Raw genomic sequence first — 19,883 nt, 5'->3', positions numbered from 1 at the left:
TGGGGCAATGCTTCCGCGACCACCGGGCGGCGCGGTTCGGCACGCGCGCTGGTTTTTGCCTACCATATCGACAGTGAACGGCGTGTCGATCTGATGAAACTTGGGGTGGGCGCCTGCGGCAGGGGCGAGAATGGGGGCGCCGACGCAGCGTGGGCACGGGCGTACGGGCGGTGGCGGCGCTGGCCAGGCGTCGGTGTGTGCATGCTGTTGACGCTGTACGCATTCGCCGTATTCGCCGCGCAGGCCGGTACGGCGCCGTTGCGTGATTACGCCATCGACAGCTGGAGCTCGCGCAACGGCTTGCCGCACAACTCGCTGCGCGACATCGCCCAGACCCCCGACGGCGCCCTGTGGTTTGCCACCTGGGAAGGCCTGGTGCGCTACAACGGGCTGGAATTCACCGTCATCGACCGCAGTACCCGGCCCGGCCTGCCCGATAACGGCGTGGGAGCGCTGTATGTGGACCGCCATGGCGCGCTGTGGCTCAGCGATGCACGCGGCAATCTGGTGCGGCATGGCGCCGATGGGCAATGGCGCCACTGGCCGCGCAGGGGGGCGTGGCCGCAGGCGCTGATCCACGCGATGACGATGGATGCGGAAGGCCGCATGTGGCTCTTGTTCGAAGGGCACGGGCTGGGTTGCCTGTGGCCGGATGGACGCTTCGACTATTTTCCGCCGCGCGATGGTGTGCCGCTGCAGAGCAGCTTCCCGCGCATGCTGTTCGACAATGACGGCCGGTTGCTGATCGGTACGCTGGACGGGTTGGTCTATCGTGAACCGGATGGGCGCATGCGCCGCGCGCCAGCGGCGTTTGGGCTGCCACCGGGTCTGGCGTGGCCGTATCGCGCCCCGGACGGCAGGCTGTGGGTGGTCGCGGACGATGGGCTGTACCAGTTGCACGATGGGCGTGCCGATCTGGTGCACCGGGTTCCAGAGCAGGGCCATTTCACCGCGATGCTGCAGGATCGCAACGGCGATCTCTGGCTGGGCAGCGAGAACCAGGGGCTGCTGCGCATCGGCAGCCACGGGGTGGAGCACCTGCCGGCCGGGCGCAGCCTGCCCGGTGGGCGTATCGTCAGCCTGCGCGAGGATGCCGAAGGCAGCATCTGGGTGGGCGCCAACGGCGGCCTGTTCCGGCTGCGCGAGACCTTGTTCAGTAGCTACAGCCAGCGCGACGGCTTGAGCGGGGACTATACGCGCGCGGTGCTCGAGGATCGCGATGGCAGCCTGTGGATCGCCGGTACCGCCGGTCTGGATCGCATGCTGCCGGATGGGCGCATCGTCCCGGTGCCGGTCGCGCTGCCATCCGGGCGCCGGCCATCGGTGCTCAGCCTGGCGCTGGACCGCAATGGCGACCTGTGGGTGGGCACCTATGCCGATGGTGTCTTTGTGTTGCGCGGCGGACGGGTGCTGCGCCAGTTCGGCGAAGCCGAGGGCATTCCGAGCGGTCACATCCGCGCCATCCTCGTGGACGATCCCGACGTGGCGTGGCTGGCCACCCAGCGCGGCGTGGTGAAGCTGGTGGATGGCAAGCGCGTGCCATTGGCAATCGCTGGCATGCCCGAGGGCGTGATTACTGCCTTGGCCAGTCTCGATGGTGCGCTGTGGATCGGCTCGGTGGATGGCGCGGCGGTGTTGCGCGAGGGCCAGCTGCGACCGCTGGATCTGCAGCGCCTCGGGGGGGCGCGCAGCGTGTTCGGGTTCCAGTCGATCGGCAAGGCCATGTGGATCTCCACCGACCGTGGCTTGTATCGCGTCCGCGGTGGCACGCTTGCGCGGGTGGGCCTGGAGCAGGGCATGCCGGTCGATACGGTGTTCCAGGTGGTGAAGGACCAGCTTGGCAATGCCTGTATCAGCAGCAATCGCGGTATGTTGCGCAGCGCATTCGGCGCGCTCGACGCGGTGGCCGATGGGCGCGGCAGGCTGGACGTCGAGCGCTACGGCGAGATCGATGGCATGGGCAATGCGCAGGCCAACGGTAGTTCCGGGCCGAGCATGATCGAGCGCGCGGATGGGTCGGTATGGGTGGTCACCGCCGGCGGAGTCAGCACGGTCGATCCGGCGCGTCTGCGGCGGTTTCGCGAACGTCGCCCGCCGCCGGCAGCGATCGAGCGCGTGCAGCAGGATGGCCAGCCGCTGGACTGGCGGCAACCGGCCGCGCTGCCCGGTGGCCACCGTCTCAGCGTGGCCTACGCGGGCATGAGCTTTCTATTGTCCGAACGCATCGAGTACCGCACGCGCCTGGATGGCCTGGACAAGGGATGGATCGAGCGCGGCCGGCAGCGCAACGTGGAATTCATCGGGCTACCGCCCGGTCATTACACGCTGCGCGTGAGCGCCCGCCATCCGGGCGGGGCGTGGAGCCGTCAGGAAGCGCGCTGGACCTTCGACGTGTTGCCGCTGTGGTGGCAGCGCCAGGATGTGCGCCTGGCGGCGCTGCTGGTTGCGCTGGTCGCACTGGCCTTGTCGTATCGGTTGCTGCTGCATCGCTACAAGACCCACAACGCCCGGCTCGCCGAACTGGTGCGCAGCCGTACCCACGACCTGCAGCTGCAGGCACAGCGCCTGCTGTACGCCAATCAGGAAAAGAGTGAACTGCTGACGCGGCTACGCATCAAGTCCGATGTGTTCGAACGCCAGGCGCACGAGGATGCGCTGACCGGGCTGCCGAACCGTCGCCATTTCGACGAGGCCTTGGCGCGCGACATCAGCCGTGCACGCCGCAACGGCCGGCCACTGGTGCTGGCGATCCTGGACATCGATCATTTCAAGCGCATCAACGATCATTATTCGCATGCCAGCGGCGACACGGTGCTGCACGAAGTGGGTGCACTGCTGACCGCCGCCGCACGCGCCACGGATCTGCCGGCGCGGCTGGGTGGCGAAGAGTTCGCCCTGCTGCTGGCCGACACCACGCTCGACGATGCCCAGGCATCGTGCCTGCGCATTCGCGCGCTGTTCCACGCGCGCCATGATTGGGGCGGCGTGGATGGGCTACGGGTGACGTTCAGTGCCGGACTGGCGCAGTTGCGCGAGGACGACACCGCATCGTCGCTGATGCAGCGCGCCGATCACGCGCTATACGAGGCCAAGAGCGCGGGGCGCGACCGGATCAGCGGGACTTAGGGGCGGGAATTGGGAATCGGGAATCGCAAAAGCGTGCAGCATGCCCGCCGCAAGGCGTAAGCGATTCTCCCGAACAGTGAAGAAGCCGATGCGGCAAGCTTTACGATTCCCCATTCCCCATTCCCCATTCCCCATTCCCCATTCCCGATTAACCAGGCCCCGGCCAGGCATTGGCGATCGTGCAGAACAGCCGTGCGGTCTGCTCGGTGTCGTAGACCGCGCTGTGCGCATCGGCGGTGTTCCAGTCCAGGCCCGCCGCCTGGGCGGCGCGCGCCAACACGGTCTGCCCATAGGCCACGCCGGCCAGGGTGACCGTATCGAATACGCTGAAGGGGTGGAACGGATTGCGCTTGTGCTCGACGCGCGCCACGGCTGCGTTGAGGAAGTTCAGATCGAAGTGCGCGTTGTGGCCAACCAGGATCGCGCGCTGGCAGCCGTATTTCTTCACCGCTGCGCGCACTGGCGCGAATACATGGTCCAACGCGTCCTTTTCCTGCTTGGCCAGGCGGAACGGATGGTCGAGCACGATGCCGGTGATTTCCAGCGACTTCGGGTCGATCTCCAGCCCTGGTGCAGGCACCAGGTGCGCGCTGGCGGTTTCGCCGGGGAAAAAGCGCCCGTCCGCATCCATCTCGATCGGCACGCAGGCGATTTCCAGCAAGGCATGCCGGTTCCAGTCGAAGCCGCCGGTTTCCACGTCCACCACCACGGGCAGATAGCCGCGGAAACGCCGCGACATGGGCAGGATGGAGCGGGCAGAGGGCGGGGCGACCGGTGCGTTCATCCGTATAGCCTAGCAGGTCGCACCGCGTGCCTGGCCTTGGCCATCTGTCGCCGTCCCGGTCCTGCCTTGCGCGCTGACGCGTGGCCGGCGGCGTGCAGGCGGCATCCGCAGGTTCCCTGGTCGACTTCTCCGGCGACTTGCCTGGCGGGAGCGGCCTGGCCGCAGAGGGCGAAAAAAAACGGCCCGACCCCAAGCTGTGGTGGGTCGGGCCGATCTAACGACACCTCGAGAGGCAGTTCAGGCAATGCGGCGACCGCAGGCCCCGCGCGTCGGGTACGCGCGCGTCGTCTGGTTCAGATCACGCCGGTGGTGCTGGTGTCGTCGCGCTTCACGCGCGGCGGCAGCGGTTGTTCGCCGTGCACCAGGAACCACACGTTCTCGGCGATGTTGGTGGCGTGGTCGCCGATGCGTTCCAGATTCTTGGCCATGAACAGCAGATGCGTGCAGGGGGTGATGTTGCGCGGGTCTTCCATCATGTAGGTGAGCAGTTCGCGGAACAGCGCGGTGTACTGCGCGTCCAGGCGTGCGTCTTCGTCGCGTACGCGGATCGCGGCGTCGGCGTCCTTGTCGCGATACGCCTGCACTGCCTCGCGTACCGCATCGGCGGCCATCTGGCCCAGCGCGCGGAGGCCCACCGTCTGCGGCAGCGGCGGCGCGGCATTGAGTGCGATCGAGCGCTTGGCCACGTTGGCCGCGTAATCCCCGATGCGTTCGATATCGGCCGGAATCCGCAGGCCGGCCAGGATCTCGCGCAGGTCGCGCGCCATCGGGCCACGCAAGGCCAGCCGCATCACGTCATGGCTGATGGCGTGTTCCAGTGCGTCGATCGCTTCGTCATTGACCACGATGCGGTGTGCGGCGTGGTCATCGCGACGCTCCACGACGTCCAGCGCCGCTTCCAGTTGCGCCACCGCCGTCTCGCCCATGCGCACGATCTCGGCGACAAGCCGGTGCTGCTCTTCGTCGTAGCTCTTGACGATATGGTCGTTGGGGTGCTGGTTCATCGTGGTCTCGATTTTCTAGGCAGTGGTGGACGTCCGTTGCCCTGCACGCGGCGAGCCGTGTGCAGGGCAACGGTGTGGCTGCTTCAATGCAGCGCAGGTGATGCGTTGGCAGACATCAACCGAAACGACCGGTGATGTAGTCCTCGGTCTGCTGCTTGGAGGGCTGGGAAAAGATGGTTTCGGTGCGGTCGTGTTCGATCAGGTCGCCCAGGTACATGAAGGCGGTGTAGTCGGACACGCGCGCGGCCTGCTGCATGTTGTGGGTCACGATCACGATGGTGTAGTCGCGCTTGAGTTCTTCCACCAATTGTTCGATACGGCTGGTGGAAATCGGGTCCAGCGCCGAGGTCGGTTCGTCCAGCAGCAGCACGTCCGGCCGCAAGGCCACCGCGCGTGCGATGCACAGGCGCTGCTGCTGGCCGCCGGACAGGCCAAGCGCGCTCTGCCCCAGCTTGTCCTTGACCTCGTCCCACAGCGCGCCCTGGCGCAGCGCCTGTTCCACCCGCTCCTGCATGTCGGCCTTGGACAGTTTTTCGTGATGGCGGATGCCGTAGGCCACGTTCTCGAAGATCGTCATCGGAAACGGCACCGGCTTCTGGAACACCATGCCCACCTTGCTGCGCAGGCGGTTCATCGAGTACTTGGGCGAGAGGATGTTTTCCCCGTCCAGCAATACCTCGCCGCGCGCCTCCATCTTCGGGTACAGCGCATAGATGCGGTTGAAGATGCGCAGCAGGGTCGACTTGCCGCAACCCGATGGCCCGATCAGCGCAGTGACGCGCTTTTCCGGAATTTCGATATTGATGCCCTTGAGCGCGTGGTACTTGTCGTAATAGAAGTCCAGCTCGCGGGCGGCCACCTTGACCTGTGCCTGCACGCTCGGCGCCCGTGCGGCAGCCGGAACGGCGATGCGATGCATCGGCTTGGCGTTTTGAAGATCGTTCATGTCCGGGGTCCGAAAGGAGAGGTCAGTCATTGGAAATCTTGTTGCGCACCAGCAACGCGCGTGCGCCCAGGCTCACCAGCAACACGAAGACGGTCAGTACCAGTGCGCCGGCCCAGGCCAGCGTCTGCCAGGATTCGTAGGGGCTGCCGGCGAACTGGTTCATGATGATCGGCACGCTGGCCATCGGCTGGAAGATGTTGCTGTTCCAGTACTGATTGCCGAAGGCGGTGAACAACAGTGGCGCGGTTTCGCCGCTGATGCGCGCCAGCGCCAGCAGCACGCCGGTGACGATGCCGGCCGAGGCGCTGCGGTAAAGCACCTGCACCGTCACCTTCCACTGCGGAATACCCAGCGACAACGCGGCCTCGCGCATCTGCGCCGGCACCAGCCGCAGCATCTCGTCGGTGGTGCGCACCACCACCGGCAGCACGATGAAGGCCAGCGACAACGCACCGGCGAACGCCGAGAAGCGCCCACCGGTCTGCATCACGTACAAGGTGTAGACGAACAGGCCCAGCACGATCGACGGCGCCGACAGCAGGATGTCGTTGACGAAGCGCACCACCTCGCCGGCCTTGCGCGCATTGCCGTATTCGGCCAGCCAGGTGCCGGCGGCCACGCCCAGCGGGGTGCCGATTGCCAACGCCAGCCCGCACATCACCGCGCTGCCGTAGAAGGCATTGAGCAGGCCACCTTCCTGCATCGGCGGCGGGGTCATCTGGGTAAACAGCTTGAGATCGATGCCAGGCAGACCCTTGGACAACAGCGTCCACAGGATCCAGGCCAGAAAGCACAGCCCGAACAGGGCGGTGATGCACGACAGCAGCAGCGCCACCGCATTGGTGATGCGGCGCCGGGTGTAGAGCGATTGCGAGACCGAAGCGGCGGACATCAGTTGCCCTCCCGGCGCGAGAGCTGCATCAGCATCAAGCGCGCGATCGCCAGCACGATGAAGGTCACGATGAACAGCACAAAACCCAGCAGCAACAGGGCCGAGCGATAGGTTTCGGTGGCCTCGCCGAAGTCATTGGCGATCAATGCGGCAATGGTGGTGCCCGGCTCCAGCAGCGATGGCGACAGCCGCACCGTGTTGCCCACCACGAAGGCCACCGCCATGGTTTCGCCCAGCGCGCGTCCCAGGCCCAGGAACACACCGCCGATCACCGCCGAGCGGGTGTAGGGCAGAACGATGTCCCAGCTCACTTCCCACTTGGTGGAACCCAGTGCGTAGGCCGATTCCTTCAGGCGCGTGGGCACGGTCAGGAATACTTCGCGCATCACCGAAGAAATGAAGGGAATCACCATGATCGCCAACACGAAGCCGGCGGTGAGCAGGCCGATGCCCAGCGGTGGGCCCTGGAACAGCGGGCCGATCAGCGGCAACGTGCCCAGATGGTCGTTGAGCCAGGGCGTCACGTGCTCGGTCATCACCGGGACCAGCACGAACAGGCCCCACATGCCGTAGATGATCGACGGAATGCCGGCCAGCAGTTCGATGGCGGTACCGACCGGCCCACGCAGCCAGCGCGGTGCCACTTCGGTGAGGAAGAACGCGATGCCGAAGCTCACCGGCACCGCGATCAGCATCGCGATCAGCGCGGTGACCAGGGTGCCGTAGATCGGCGCCAGCGCACCATATTTGTTCTCTACCGGATTCCAGTCGGCGGAATAGAAGAAGCTCAGGCCCTGCATCTGCAGCGCATGTCGCCCACCCCACAGCATCGACAGTGCTGCGCTGCCCAGTGCGAGCAGCACGAACACCACGGTGGCGGCCAATACCAGCTTGAACAGCCGATCGGCGCGCGCATCGCGCAGGTCACGGCCGCGGGGAGCGGTCATCGCTTCGGGAATGGCAGTGGCATTCATTCGATTGAACCCGTCACCCGCGCAATGGCGGGAGCGTGAGACATCAGGAACGGCGAGGCGCCCTCAAGCACCTCGCCGCCGCGCAGCCCGCCTGGCCGGCGGGCTGCAGGCATTACTTGAACTCGCTGCCCCAATAGGCCTGGATCTGCTTCACCAGTTCCGGCGGCAGCGGCACGTAATGCAGCTCGCTGGCCTGGGCCTGGCCGTTTTCCAGTGCCCACTTGAAGAAGTCCAGGGTCGCCTTGCTGCGCGCAGCGTCCTTGGCCTGCTTGTGCATCAGCATGAAGTTGGTGGCGGTGATCGGCCAGGCCTTCTCGCCCGGTGCATTGGTAATCACCAGGTTGAAGTCACGGGCGTTGGCCCAGTCGGCGCTGGCGGCTGCGGCGGCGAAGCTGTCGGCGTTCGGCTCGACCCACTGGCCAGCCGCGTTCTGCAGCGAGGTGTAGGGCATCTTGTTCTGCAGTGCGTAGGCCAGTTCGACATAGCCGATCGAGCCCTTGATCTGTTGCACGTACGACGCCACGCCTTCGTTGCCCTTGCCGCCCACGCCGCCTGGCCACTGTACGGAGGTGCCTTCGCCAACCTTGCTCTTCCACTCCGGGCTGACCTTGGACAGGTAGTTGGAGAAGTTGAAGGTGGTGCCCGAACCATCCGAGCGGTGCACCAGATTGATCTTGGTCGCCGGCAGGGTCATGCCCGGGTTGGCCGCCACGATCGCCGCGTCGTTCCACATCGTGACCTTGCCCAGGAAGATGTCGCCCAGCAGCGCGCCGGTCAGGCGCAGCTTGCCCGGTGCCATGCCTTCGATGTTCACCACCGGCACCACGCCGCCAATCGCCGACGGGAACTGACCCAGGCCGGCCTGCGCCAATTCGGCGCTATCCAGCGGCTTGTCGGTCGAGCCGAAATCCACCGTGCCGGCCTTGATCTGCGCAATGCCGCCACCGGAACCGATCGACTGGTAGTTCACCTTGTTGCCGGTGGCGGCGTTGTAGTCGGCCGACCACTTGGACACCAATGGATAGATGAAGGAGGCCCCCGCGCCGGAGATCTCGGCACTCTTGCTGTCGCTGGCCGCAACGCCTGCACCGGGCGCACCCTTGGCGGCATCGCCGGACTGCGCGTCCTTGCCGGGCGAGCATGCCGCCAGGGCGAGTGCGATGGTGAGGGACAGGGCGGTCAGGCTGGCCGACTGCAATTTCATGGAAGCTCCGAGGCTGGATGGGCCGGGTATCCGGCAGACCACGCTATGAAATGATGTTTTTGTTACATGTGCATGACAGCGACTGGCGCGATAGGCATCACAAAAAAGACGCGGCCCCGTGAGGCCGCGTCCCGGTCCCGACGCCGGGGAGAGAGACGGCGTCGATCCTGCACGTTGTGCGGTGCCTTACTTGGGAAGGTTCTTGGCCCAGTAGGCTTCGATCTGCGTCACCAGACTGTCTGGCAGTGGCACGTAGTCCAGCTGCTTGGCCTGCGCATCGCCCTTGGTATAGACCCAGCGGAAGAAGTCCAGCGTGTTCTTGAGGCCGGCCGGGTTCTTGGGCTTCTTCTGCACGAGGATGAAATTGGTGGCAGTGATCGGCCAGGCATTGTCGCCGGCGGCATTGGTCATCACCAGGTAAAAGTCCTTGGTGGTGCCCCAGTCGGCGCTGTTGGCGGCCGCGGCGAAGGTCTCGTCGGACGGCTGCACGAACTTGCCGGCCGCGTTCTTCATCGCGGTGTAGGCCATCTTGTTCTGCAGCGCGTAGGACAGCTCCACGTAGCCGATGCCGCCCTTGATCTGCTTCACATAGGCGGCGACGCCTTCGTTGCCCTTGCCGCCGATGCCGGTCGGCCACTGCACGGCAGTGCCTTCGCCGACCTTGCTCTTCCAGTCCGGATTGACCTTGGACAGGTAGTTGGTGAAGTTGAAGCTGGTGCCCGAACCATCGGAGCGATGCACCACGGTGATCTTGCCGTCGGGGAGCTTCACGCCCGGGTTGAGCGCGGCAATGGCCGCATCGTTCCAGGTGCTGACCTTGCCCAGGAAGATGTCGCCCAGGGTCTTGCCATCGAGCTTGAGCGTGCCGGCGGCGATGCCGGGCACGTTGACCACCGGCACCACGCCGCCGATCACCGACGGGAACTGCGCCAGCCCGGCGGCAGCCAGTTCTTCCGGCTTGAGCGGGGCATCGGAGGAGCCGAAGTCCACGCTGGCGGCCTTGATCTGGGCAATGCCGCCACCCGAACCGATGGACTGGTAATTCACCTGCTTCTTGGTGGCGGTGTTGTAGTCGGCCGACCACTTGGACATCACCGGATAGATGAACGACGCACCGGCGCCGGTGACATCGGCGGCCTGGGCGCACAGTGCCAGCGAGGCGGCGAGTACGCCGATGGCCAGGCGGGTCTTGAGGGAATGGATCACGGAACAGCTCCTTGTAGCGAAGGGATGCGACGCTTCCGCAGTGGCGCCATTGCAGGGCAGTGGCATGACCGTGCGGTGTCGCAGAAATGACGGCAGGGTGACAGCGTGGTGCCGAGGCGTTCTCCAGCACTGCCGGGCGCCGCTGCGGTCGCCATACCGCGCCCGGGCAGATGCGCCACGGCGGCCGCAGCAGCGACGCGCGCTTACCAGTAGAACTGCGCGCGTGCCTCGACGATCGACGGGTTGTCGTCCACCAGGCCACGCGTGGCGCTGTTGTAGCGGGTGCTCTCGACCTTGGCGTAGTTCAGCGCGAACTTGAAGTTGGAGCGCCAGTACCAGTTGGCGCCAACCGTCCACACGTCCATCTTGCCGCCCAGCACGCCGTCGACGAACGGCGTGTTGCCGTTGGACACCAGGTGACCGTCGTTGAGGTCCAGGGAGTCGTAGCGCAGTGCCAGCTGCCACATGCCCGAGGCCGGCGCATTGGGGAGCGGGTTGGTCGGCACGCCGGCCTTGTAGCCCCAGGTTTCGCCGGTCAGGTTCCACACGCCGCTGACGTACCAGCCATTGCTCTTGTAGTCCTGCGCGTTGTTGCCGATGCGCTTGGCGTTCTCAAGGAAGTACTCGCTCTGCAGCTTGAACGGGCCGCCGATCCACATCGCCTCGGCACCGGCCACGCCCACGCGGTCCACATTGGTGAGTGCGCCGCTGTCGATCAGGCGGATGGTGGTGAGGTCTGCGTCCGGCCGCGCGCGCAGGCGCAGGGTGTCGTCGTCGGTGTCGAAGTTCAGGTAGCTCAGGCCGATATGCAGGACGTTGCCGGTCTCGTTGATCGGCGCCCAGGTGCCGCGTGCGCCGTAGCCGTTGCCGTGGGCCTGGTTGCGGGTCAGCTCGCGGCTGAAGGCACTGGCGGTGACGCTCCAGTTGTTGTCGCCCATGCCCGATTCCACGCCCAGCCGGCGCGAAATGCCGTAGGTGTTGGTCACCGCCGCCTTGGAGATGAAATCGTTGTACCTGGTACTGGACAGCTCTTCCAGGCTGTTGGGCTGCTTGAACTGGCCGATCTGCACGAAGTTGTTCGCATTGCCGCCGAACTTGTACTTGATGTTGTTGTCCAGGAAGCGCCCGGTGCTGCGGATGGTGGTGCCGCGGATGGTGACTTCCTTCAGGACGCTGGGGTCGTAGCCGGCCACCCATTCAACGTTGCCCGGGCCCTTGCCCTTGAGCACCAGCTCCGCACGGCGGATGCTGAATTCGGAGTTGTCGCCATTGGCGCCGATCGGGCCGTTGAGGTCCTGCACGTCGTTGTGAAACCAGTTGCCGTCGGCCTGGACCAGGCCTTCCAGCGAGATCTCCGAGCCGGCGATGGCATCGATGGCGATCTCGGCGTGCGCCGTGGGCGCAGCAAGCGCGAAGAACAATGCGGAGTAGAGCAGGGTGGAAGCGGGTTTCATGACATGCGACCTGGCGGGAAATTGGGCGCAGGCTATGGTGTGAAAGTTGCGTTAATGTGACAAATCAGTGGAGCCGTCACATTTATTTTTTTCCAATAAAGACAAGGTTTTACACGCGTTTCAACTGTGTCATCGTATGTCATGTAACTGAATGTGACTGTGCCACGACAGCCCGCTGCACGCCTGCCAAAGTCACTGTGGCCAGGCTCGTCCGGCGAGCAGGCTCAACCTGAGACATCGCACCCTGAACGCCGATGCCAGCTTGTGCAACGCACCACTTGCGTATACCTGTTCTAAATTGTTAATTTCGGACACATGTTTCCCCGATTCCTCCATTTGCTACTGGTTTGTCTGCTCGCGCTCGGTGCGTGGTCGGCGGCCAGTGCGCACGGCCGCGCTGAAGGCGCGTTGCTGGGCGACGGCGTGGCGGTGACGGCCGATGCAGGCGAGCAGCGCGACAGCGCCGACCTTCTGCAGGACGACGGGGAAACACAGAGCCAGGTCGATACCCACCCCGCAGACGATATTCCATTGCCCTCCCAGGCATGGCTGATGCTGGCGCGGTACTCACCCTCCTGGCACGCGCACCACGCGCCTGCACATCAAAAACGCGACCTGATCCCACAGCTGCGTCCTCCAAACGCGTTGCTTGGCTGATCCCGGCTGTCGCTGTACCCGGTGCGCCACGCGCCTGCTCTTTCGTTTGACTTGATTGTCTTTTTCAATCCGCGGCTTGCGCCGGGGATTGCTATCCGTTGCCTAGAGGAATCTCCCATGGAAAGTCTGCTTGAAGGGTTTCGTCATTTCCGCAAGGAAGTGTATCCGCGCCAGAGCGCGCGTTTTCAGGAGCTGGCCGGCGGCCAGAGCCCGCATACGCTGTTCATCACCTGCGCCGACTCGCGCGTCATGCCGGAGCTGATTTTTTCCGCGCAGCCCGGTGAACTGTTCGTCTACCGCAACATCGGCAATGTGGTGCCGCCGTATTCACAGCACGTCAGCGGCGTGGTTGCCGCCATCGAGTACGCCATCGCGGTATTGGGCGTGCGTCACATCGTGATCTGCGGCCACACCGACTGCGGCGCCATGAAGGCCGTGCTCAAGCCGGAATCGCTGGAGGACGTGCCGTCCGTGGCGGCGTGGCTCAAGCACACCGATGCGGCGCGGCACGTCACCGCCCACCACGGGCACGATCCGCACAGCCAGGATGCGCTGAGCTGCATGACCGAGGAAAACGTGGTCTCGCAGCTGGACCATTTGCGTACGCAGCCGGTGGTTGCCGCACGCCTGGCTGCCGGCACCTTGCGCATCCACGGCTGGATCTACGACATCGCGCACGGCGACATCCGCGCGTTCGATGCCGAGAAGGGCGGCTTCCGTCCGTTGCTGGCCGACAGCACGCCTGAAGCCACCCCGCGTCCGCGACTGCAGCAAGTCGTTCGCGCCGAACTCGCCTGACGGAGCCGATCATGAGCACATCAGGTATCGGCGGATATTTCCGCCAGGGACTGTTCGGGCGCGATTTGCTGGCGTCGGTCGTGGTCTTCCTGGTCGCGTTGCCCTTGTGCATGGGCATCGCGATCGCCTCCGGCATGCCGCCGGCCGCCGGCTTGATTACCGGCATCATCGGTGGTCTGGTCGTCGGCTTTCTGGCGGGCTCTCCTCTGCAGGTGAGCGGGCCGGCCGCCGGCCTGGCTGTGTTGGTGTTCGAACTGGTCCGTGAGCATGGCGCCGCGGCGCTGGGGCCGGTGATCCTGGTCGCCGGTGCGATCCAGCTGATTGCCGGTCTGTGCCGTGCAGGGGTGTGGTTCCGGATGACCTCGCCGGCCGTGGTGGCCGGCATGTTGTCGGGTATCGGCATCCTGATCGTGGCCTCGCAGGCGCATGTGCTGATGGATGCGGCACCCAAGGCGCGTGGTCTGGAAAACTTCGCGGCGCTGCCTGCGGTGCTGTGGCAGGCCATCAGCGAAGGTACCGGGCGCACCGCGCTGTTCGTGGGGTTGGCGACGATCGGCATCATCCTGGCGTGGGAGAAGCTGCGTCCGCAGCGTCTGCGCTTCCTGCCCGGTGCGTTGATCGCGGTGGTTGCGGTGACCGCCACGGCGCAGCTGCAGGGTCTGAACGTCAATCGTGTCGACGTGCCGAGCAACCTGTTCTCCGCGATCAGCATCCCGAGCGTCTCCGACATCTTCGGGGTGTTCAATCACACCCTGCTGGTGTCGGCGGTGACCTTTGCCTTCATCGCCAGCGCCGAGACCCTGCTCTCGGCGGCAGCGGTGGACCGCATGCACCAGGGCGCTCGCACGCAGTACGACCGCGAGCTGGCGGCGCAGGGCGTGGGCAATATGCTGTGCGGTTTCCTGGGTGCGTTGCCGATGACCGGCGTGATCGTGCGTAGTGCCGCCAACGTGCAGGCCGGTGCCGCCACACGCACCTCGACCATCCTGCACGGCAGCTGGCTGCTGGTGTTCGCGATGCTGCTGCCGTGGCTGTTGCGGATGACCCCGGTGGCGTGTCTGGCCGGCATCTTGGTCTACACGGGCGTGAAGATGATCAAGATCGGGCAGGTCAAGGAGCTGGCGACCTACGGCCGCGGAACGGCGGCGATCTACCTGGCCACCACCTTCGCGATCGTGGCGACCGACCTGCTGACCGGCGTGTTGATCGGCTTTGGTCTGTCGCTGTTCCGCCTGGCGCTGCATTCTTCGCGTCTGAAGGTTGAAGTGCGCGAGCACGCCGACAAGAAGGACGAAATGCATCTGACCCTGCAGGGTTCGGCCACCTTCCTGAAGGTGCCGGCGATGGCGCGGACGCTGGAAAGCGTGCCGCCGAACACCGCACTGCATCTGGATGTGGCCAAGTTGCACCACGTGGACCACGCCTGCATCGAGTTGTTGCGCGACTGGAGCCGGAATGCAGCCTCGCGTGGATGCGAGCTGGTGGTGGACTGGAACGAGCTGGATCGCCGCGTCGAAGGCACGGCCAAGACCGCAGGCGCGGTGGTGGACGCGCCGCGCAAGGCGGCCTGACGCTGTTGTTGTAGCCCCGGCGTACGCGCCGGGGTCCAGTGTGTCGCGACCGGATGATGCATGGCGCCGTAAGACGCATCATCCGGTCGCGATTTTTTTTGGGCCGGGAATCGGGAATCGGGAATCGGGAATCGGGAATCGGGAATCGCAAAAGCATGCGGCCGTGCGTTTGCTGGATGTGGATCGGGGGTCTCTATTGCTCCGTCTTCTTGCTGCGGGCTTGTTCTGACGCCGTAGCTGCATCACGCCTCGGTTTTTATGTCTGCCGCTCTGGGGCCGGCGGGGTCTTGTCGCGATAGCAGCACAGGTCGTGGATCACACAGCCCGGGCAATCGGGCTTGCGCGCCTTGCAGACATAGCGGCCGTGCAGGATCAGCCAATGGTGGGCGTCGTGCAGGAATTCTGCGGGGATGACCTTGACCAGCTGGTCTTCCACCACGCGCACGTCCTTGCCAGGCGCAAGGCCGGTACGGTTGGCGACTCGGAAGATATGCGTATCCACCGCCATGGTGGGTTCGCCGAAGGCGGTGTTGAGCACCACGTTGGCGGTCTTGCGGCCGACCCCGGGCAATGCCTCCAGCGCTGCACGATCGTGCGGCACCTCGCCGTCGTAGTGCTCCAGCAGGATGCGGCAGGTGGCGATGGCGTTCTTGGCCTTGGCGTTGAACAGCCCGATGGTGGAGATGTAGCGCTTCAGGCCTTCTTCGCCCAGATCCAGGATGTCGCGTGGGGTATTGGCGACCGGATACAGCTTGCGCGTGGCCTTGTTGACGCCAACATCGGTGGCCTGCGCCGAGAGCAACACGGCGATCAACAATTCGAACGGCGTGGTGTATTCCAGCTCGGTGGTGGGGTGCGGATTGAGCTCGCGCAGCCGCACGAACATTTCCTGGATCTCGGGCTTGCGCATGCGGCGGCGTGCCGGAGCGAGCGGGCGCGCGGCGCTCATGACCGGGTCCCGCCGGCTGCCCTGGCCTTGGCGCGCGCCAGGATCGCCGCCGCCAACGGCGGCAGCGCAGGGGCGGCCGGCTGGCTGGCAAGCGGCGGCGGTGCGCGGCGGGCGTCGCGTTCTGCGGCACGCCGCTGCAGGCGCACGGCGCGCGCGCGGTAGCGCTCACGCGCCGCCCAGGCATCGCGCAGGCGTTGCTGCGCCGCCAGCACGGCCGCCACCCTCTGCATGGCCGCCGGATCGCAGGCGTCGTCCGGCGGCTCGGGCCGGTACTCCATCAAGCCGAGCGCCAGGGCGCGATCGAGGTCATCGGCCTGCACGCAGTCGAACAACTGCAGGCACAGCGGATGCGGTGAGGGGGTGGGGTCGGGCAGCATGGCGGCGCTCACTGGGGGCGGAACTGCGCAAGACGCTTTGCGATCTGGTCCCGCGCCCGCGTAGTGTGGCTGGAGCAGGCATCCAATGTGTATGGCCGATTGACCGTGCTGGTCCGGACAGTGGCGTGGTCGGCGGTCAACATGGCGTCGGTGGACATCGAAACCTCTTGCAAACGTAAAAAAATAGTAAATACGGAACTTCTGAAAGCCTTGCTGGTCCTAGCTTTCGCGATCAGTAGCGGTTCGCTATCGCGGCCGCTATCCTAGCGCGTCATCTCAGGCGGCAGCCCCGTCCTGTGCCACCACCCTGGAGAATTGTTTGATGAAGTTGCGTTCTATCGCGGTCGCCGTGGCGGCCCTGGCCCTGACGGGCAATGCAGTGGCCCAGGACACGACGTCCGAAAAGGGCAAGCTGAGCTATTACTTCGGTTACGACTACGGCAACAACCTTGCCGAACTCACCGGTCGCGGCGAGCAGCTGGACATCAATTCGGTGGTCAAGGGCCTGCAGGACGCCTACGCCAAGAAGCAGCCGGCCATCACCGCCGACCAGCTGAAGCCGGCCGTCGAAGCGTTCCAGAAGCGCGAGCAGGGCCGTGCCCAGCAAGCCAAGGCCGAGTACGACAAGGCCGCCGCCGCCAACAAGACCAAGAGCGATGCGTTCCTGGCCAAGAACAAGGGCACCGCTGGTGTGCAGAGCCTGCCCAGCGGCGTGCAGTACCGCGTGATCGAAGCCGGCAAGGGTGCCAAGCCGACCCAGGCGAGCACCGTGCAGCTGGAAGTGGCTGGTCCGTTCCCCTTCGGCGACCGTGAGAAGGCGCGTCCGGCTCAGCAGATCCCGGCCATCAAGGTCAGCGAAGTCGAAATGAAGGCGATGCGCGAAACCCTGCTGCAGATGCCGGCCGGCTCCAAGTGGGAAGTGACCTTGCCGCCGGAACAGGCCTATGGCGCCGACCCGCGCACGCCGTTCCCGCCGAACGTGGCCGTGCAGTTCGAGATCAAGCTGGTCAGCGTGAAGTAATCGCGTTTGTTGTTGCAGTGACAACGCCGGCCACCAGGCCGGCGTTGTCGTTTCAGTCCGGCAGACAAACGCGAGCAGAGCGATGCACAACCCGAACCAGGCTGGCAGGAGCGAGCGATGAGCGACACCGATTCGGCCAGTGCGCAGCTGCCCAGCCCCTGTATCGGTGTATGTTCATTAGACGCGCAGTCGCACTGCGTCGGCTGCCTGCGCAGCCTGGATGAAATTGCCCGCTGGATGAGCATGAGCGACACCGAACGCCATGAGTTGTTGCACACCGTGCTGCCCGCGCGTGCCCTGGTGGCGTCGCTGGCCGAATACGCGCACCTGCGGCGCGCGCTGTACCCGCTGGACACCGCACCCGACGGGCCTGGCTGGAACCATGCCGAACTGATCGACCTGAGCGAAGGCGGCGCCTGCGCCGAAGCGGCGGTGCTGTGCGGCCTGGTACCGCGTGCGCAGGGCACCACGGTGTTGCTGACCCGGCGCACCGACAGCCTGCGCCATCATGCCGGGCAGGTCAGCTTTCCGGGTGGCAGGATCGAACCCTCCGACGCCGATGCGGCCGGCGCCGCGTTACGCGAGAGTTGCGAGGAGATCGCGCTGGGTGCCCGGCAGGCGCACGCGCTGGGCTATCTGGACCCGTTCCTGACCGTCAGCGGGTTTCGGGTGACGCCGGTGGTGGCGGTGATCGACCCCGCGTTCGTGGCGGTGCCGCAGCCGGACGAAGTGGCCGAGGTGTTCGAAGTGCCGCTGGCCTACCTGATGGATGCAGACAACCTGCGCAGCGTGGAGCTGGAATTCCGCGGGCGGCCGCGGCGCGTGCTCGAATACGATTGGCCCGGGCAACGCATCTGGGGCGCCACCGCCGCCATTCTTCTCAATCTTCGTCGTCGCCTGGAGCAGGTTGCATGAATTCAGAGCCGAACTGGACCACGTTGGTGGACGGCGCCACGCTGGCGGACGCCTTGTCGCATCCGCAGCTGCGTTTGCTGGACGCGCGCGCCGCGCCGCCGACCGCGCCGGACCCGGGAGCCGCCCGCAAGGCCTACGCGCAGGGGCATCTGCCCGGTGCGCACTACGTGGATCTGGACCATGACCTGGCCGATCTGTCGCGGCCCGGGCAGGGGCGGCATCCGTTGCCGCACAGTGCCGACTTCGCCAGCCGCCTGGGCGCATGGGGCATCGATCCGGAGAGCCAGGTGGTGGTCTACGACGCGGGCGATGGCAGCATGGCCGCCGCGCGCGCCTGGTGGATGCTACGGCTGATGGGCCACCGCCGCGTGGCGGTACTGGATGGTGGGCTGGCCGCTTGGCGCGCCGCAGGCCTGGCGGAGACCACCGAGCCGCCGGCGTTGCGCCAGGCTCCCGCCTATCCGGGCAGTTTCGATGCCGATGCGGTGGTGACGGCCGAGCAGGTCCAGGCACGGCTGCAGCAGGCGCCAGGCTGGCTGCTGGATGCGCGGGCCGCCGAGCGCTTCCGCGGCGAGGTAGAGCCGATCGATCCGGTCGCCGGGCACGTGCCCGGCGCGCTCAATCGTCCGCTGGGGCTGAGCATCGACAATGGCCGCTTCAAGCCGGCCGATGCGTTGCGCGCCGAGCTGTCGGCGCTGCTGGGCCACTACCGGCCCGGTCAGGTGGTGGTGATGTGCGGGTCGGGCGTGACCGCCTGCCATCTGTTGCTGGCGCTGGAGGTGGCCGGCCTGCCCGGTGCCCGCGTGTATGCCGGTTCGTGGAGCGGTTGGCTGCAGGAGCCATCGCGCCCGGTCGAAATGGCGGGCTGAGCCGTGCACAATGGCCGCCGGGACGGTGGCCTGCCCAACGGTGGGTGCACTGCGCGCAGCGCGGTTTCTTGCGGTGGTAAAGCACATGTGGCTGCAATGGCGGGCATGCGTCGTGTGGGGAGCGCTGTGGTCGATGGCGGCATGCACGGCCGGGTCGACGGCGGACGCTGGCAACCCGCCGCAGAGCCGGCTCCGCGACGTGCCCTCCGGTTACCAGCAGGCACTGCACGTTGCCCGCGCGCAGCGCGTGGAGCGGCTGCGCACACCCGATGGCTGGCTGAGCCTGGTGGGATCCGGTCGCGTGCAGCCGGGCCGCTACCGGGTGGGCAGCGATGCGGGCAACGACATCGTGCTGCCGGCCGGGCCCGCGCAGCTGGGGCAACTGACCCTAGACGCGCATGGCCACGCGCGCTTTCGGGTGGCGCCCGGCGCGGTGGTGGCACTCAATGGGCAGCCGGTGCAGGTTGCCGGATTGCGGCCGGAGCGGGCGGGGCAACGCGGCGATCGGCTGGATCTGGAGCAACGGCAGTTCTTCCTGGTGCAGACCGGCAACGCGTTCGGTTGGCGGTTGCGCGATCCACGGGCGCCGGCATTGAGCCGGTTCGACGGGCTGGAGTATTTTCCGACCGACCCGCGTTGGCGCGTGCGCGCGCACTGGCAGCCATATGTGCCTGCGCGCACCACCACCTTGCTGACCTCGATCGGGACCACGCTGACGGTGCAGGTGCCGGGTGAAGCGGTGTTCGCGCGCGACGGCCGCCACTACCGGCTGCAGCCGATCGCGCAGGACGGTGGCGGGTTGGTGTTCCTGTTCGCCGACCGCACCAGCGGCAAGGACAGCTACGGCGGCGCACGTTATCTGACCACCGCACTGCCGCGCGATGGTGAGGTGGTGCTGGATTTCAATCTGGCCGAAAACCCGCCCTGCGCCTTCACCCCGCATGTGGTGTGCCCGATCGCGCCACTGGAAAATCGCCTGGCGGTTGCGGTGAGTGCGGGCGAAACCACCTACCGCCCGGCTGAACCCTGAGCGGCCACCAAGGCGGTTCACGCGGGCTGCCGGCTCATCGCGCGGGCATCATCGGCAGCGCGGTCGCGCGTCGGCCGAATGGCACCCGGGACGGCAAGGTTGCCGC

At 66.1% G+C, this 19,883-nt stretch carries 18 protein-coding genes; 8 read left to right on the top strand and 10 right to left on the bottom strand.

Annotated features, from left to right (window positions below):
* Positions 1–93: 93 nt before the first annotated feature.
* Entirely contained in the window at positions 94–3,126 is a 3,033-nt protein-coding gene (locus XcuCFBP2542_RS00900; RefSeq protein WP_104601747.1) for a ligand-binding sensor domain-containing diguanylate cyclase, read from the top strand.
* Positions 3,127–3,274: 148 nt separating this feature from the next.
* Here XcuCFBP2542_RS00900 and rnt read toward each other — a convergent pair whose 3' ends face one another.
* From rnt to XcuCFBP2542_RS00860, 8 genes are all read right to left on the bottom strand, one after another.
* Positions 3,275–3,910: a ribonuclease T gene (gene rnt, locus XcuCFBP2542_RS00895; protein ID WP_104601746.1), complete on the bottom strand. Its 636-nt coding sequence runs from the start codon at positions 3,908–3,910 to the stop codon at positions 3,275–3,277.
* Positions 3,911–4,203: 293 nt separating this feature from the next.
* The gene (gene phoU / locus XcuCFBP2542_RS00890; RefSeq protein ID WP_104601745.1) at positions 4,204–4,914 is read right to left on the bottom strand and encodes a phosphate signaling complex protein PhoU; all 711 of its coding nucleotides are present in this window, start codon (positions 4,912–4,914) and stop codon (positions 4,204–4,206) included.
* A 115-nt stretch (positions 4,915–5,029) separates the two neighbouring features.
* Positions 5,030–5,860 carry a phosphate ABC transporter ATP-binding protein PstB gene (gene pstB / locus XcuCFBP2542_RS00885; protein ID WP_104601744.1) on the bottom strand — a complete coding sequence of 277 codons (831 nt, stop codon included), beginning with the start codon at positions 5,858–5,860 and terminating at the stop codon, positions 5,030–5,032.
* A gap of 22 nt (positions 5,861–5,882) precedes the next feature.
* Positions 5,883–6,752, bottom strand: coding sequence for a phosphate ABC transporter permease PstA (pstA, locus tag XcuCFBP2542_RS00880; RefSeq protein ID WP_104601743.1), 870 nt, complete (start codon positions 6,750–6,752; stop codon positions 5,883–5,885).
* Complete coding sequence (gene pstC, locus XcuCFBP2542_RS00875) at positions 6,752–7,726, bottom strand: phosphate ABC transporter permease subunit PstC (RefSeq protein WP_104601742.1); 975 nt, start codon at positions 7,724–7,726, stop codon at positions 6,752–6,754. Before pstC ends, pstA begins: the two co-directional genes overlap by 1 nt.
* Before the next feature lie 112 nt (positions 7,727–7,838).
* A complete protein-coding gene (gene pstS, locus XcuCFBP2542_RS00870) occupies positions 7,839–8,930 on the bottom strand; it encodes a phosphate ABC transporter substrate-binding protein PstS (protein WP_104601741.1) in 1,092 nt (363 codons plus the stop codon).
* A gap of 186 nt (positions 8,931–9,116) precedes the next feature.
* Positions 9,117–10,136 (bottom strand): phosphate ABC transporter substrate-binding protein PstS, encoded by a 1,020-nt coding sequence (pstS, locus tag XcuCFBP2542_RS00865; RefSeq protein ID WP_167526848.1) that lies wholly within the window; start codon positions 10,134–10,136, stop codon positions 9,117–9,119.
* 203 nt (positions 10,137–10,339) lie between these two features.
* Entirely contained in the window at positions 10,340–11,590 is a 1,251-nt protein-coding gene (locus tag XcuCFBP2542_RS00860) for an OprO/OprP family phosphate-selective porin (protein WP_104601739.1), read from the bottom strand.
* A gap of 336 nt (positions 11,591–11,926) precedes the next feature.
* Here XcuCFBP2542_RS00860 and XcuCFBP2542_RS00855 point away from each other — a divergent pair, with 336 nt between their 5' ends.
* The 3 genes from XcuCFBP2542_RS00855 to XcuCFBP2542_RS00845 all read left to right on the top strand — a co-directional run bounded on the left by XcuCFBP2542_RS00855 (position 11,927) and on the right by XcuCFBP2542_RS00845 (position 14,616).
* Positions 11,927–12,247: a hypothetical protein gene (locus XcuCFBP2542_RS00855; protein WP_104601738.1), complete on the top strand. Its 321-nt coding sequence runs from the start codon at positions 11,927–11,929 to the stop codon at positions 12,245–12,247.
* A 117-nt stretch (positions 12,248–12,364) separates the two neighbouring features.
* Positions 12,365–13,045 (top strand): carbonic anhydrase, encoded by a 681-nt coding sequence (locus XcuCFBP2542_RS00850; protein WP_104601737.1) that lies wholly within the window; start codon positions 12,365–12,367, stop codon positions 13,043–13,045.
* Between the two features lie 11 nt (positions 13,046–13,056).
* Positions 13,057–14,616, top strand: coding sequence for a SulP family inorganic anion transporter (locus XcuCFBP2542_RS00845; RefSeq protein WP_104601736.1), 1,560 nt, complete (start codon positions 13,057–13,059; stop codon positions 14,614–14,616).
* Between the two features lie 256 nt (positions 14,617–14,872).
* Here XcuCFBP2542_RS00845 and nth read toward each other — a convergent pair whose 3' ends face one another.
* Both nth and XcuCFBP2542_RS00835 read right to left on the bottom strand, forming a co-directional pair.
* Positions 14,873–15,565: an endonuclease III gene (gene nth, locus XcuCFBP2542_RS00840; RefSeq protein WP_104601735.1), complete on the bottom strand. Its 693-nt coding sequence runs from the start codon at positions 15,563–15,565 to the stop codon at positions 14,873–14,875.
* A complete protein-coding gene (locus XcuCFBP2542_RS00835) occupies positions 15,562–15,942 on the bottom strand; it encodes a hypothetical protein (RefSeq protein ID WP_104601814.1) in 381 nt (126 codons plus the stop codon). The genes nth and XcuCFBP2542_RS00835 overlap by 4 nt, the downstream gene beginning before the upstream one ends.
* Positions 15,943–16,264: 322 nt before the next feature.
* Between XcuCFBP2542_RS00835 and XcuCFBP2542_RS00830 the strand changes: the two genes are divergently transcribed.
* The 4 genes from XcuCFBP2542_RS00830 (at position 16,265) to XcuCFBP2542_RS00815 (ending at position 19,777) form a co-directional block, all read left to right on the top strand.
* Entirely contained in the window at positions 16,265–16,963 is a 699-nt protein-coding gene (locus XcuCFBP2542_RS00830) for an FKBP-type peptidyl-prolyl cis-trans isomerase N-terminal domain-containing protein (RefSeq protein ID WP_104601734.1), read from the top strand.
* 117 nt (positions 16,964–17,080) lie between these two features.
* On the top strand, positions 17,081–17,878 hold the full coding sequence (locus XcuCFBP2542_RS00825; protein WP_104601733.1) for a CoA pyrophosphatase: 798 nt from the start codon (positions 17,081–17,083) through the stop codon (positions 17,876–17,878).
* A complete protein-coding gene (locus XcuCFBP2542_RS00820; RefSeq protein ID WP_104601732.1) occupies positions 17,875–18,747 on the top strand; it encodes a sulfurtransferase in 873 nt (290 codons plus the stop codon). Before XcuCFBP2542_RS00825 ends, XcuCFBP2542_RS00820 begins: the two co-directional genes overlap by 4 nt.
* A gap of 85 nt (positions 18,748–18,832) precedes the next feature.
* Positions 18,833–19,777 (top strand): DUF1684 domain-containing protein, encoded by a 945-nt coding sequence (locus tag XcuCFBP2542_RS00815; RefSeq protein ID WP_104601731.1) that lies wholly within the window; start codon positions 18,833–18,835, stop codon positions 19,775–19,777.
* Positions 19,778–19,883: the final 106 nt, after the last annotated feature.

Source organism: Xanthomonas cucurbitae, from assembly GCF_002939885.1.
Taxonomy (GTDB): Bacteria; Pseudomonadota; Gammaproteobacteria; order Xanthomonadales; family Xanthomonadaceae; genus Xanthomonas; species Xanthomonas cucurbitae.
Note: the sequence above shows the minus strand (reverse complement) of the source record. Positions and strands in the feature narration are given on the sequence as shown.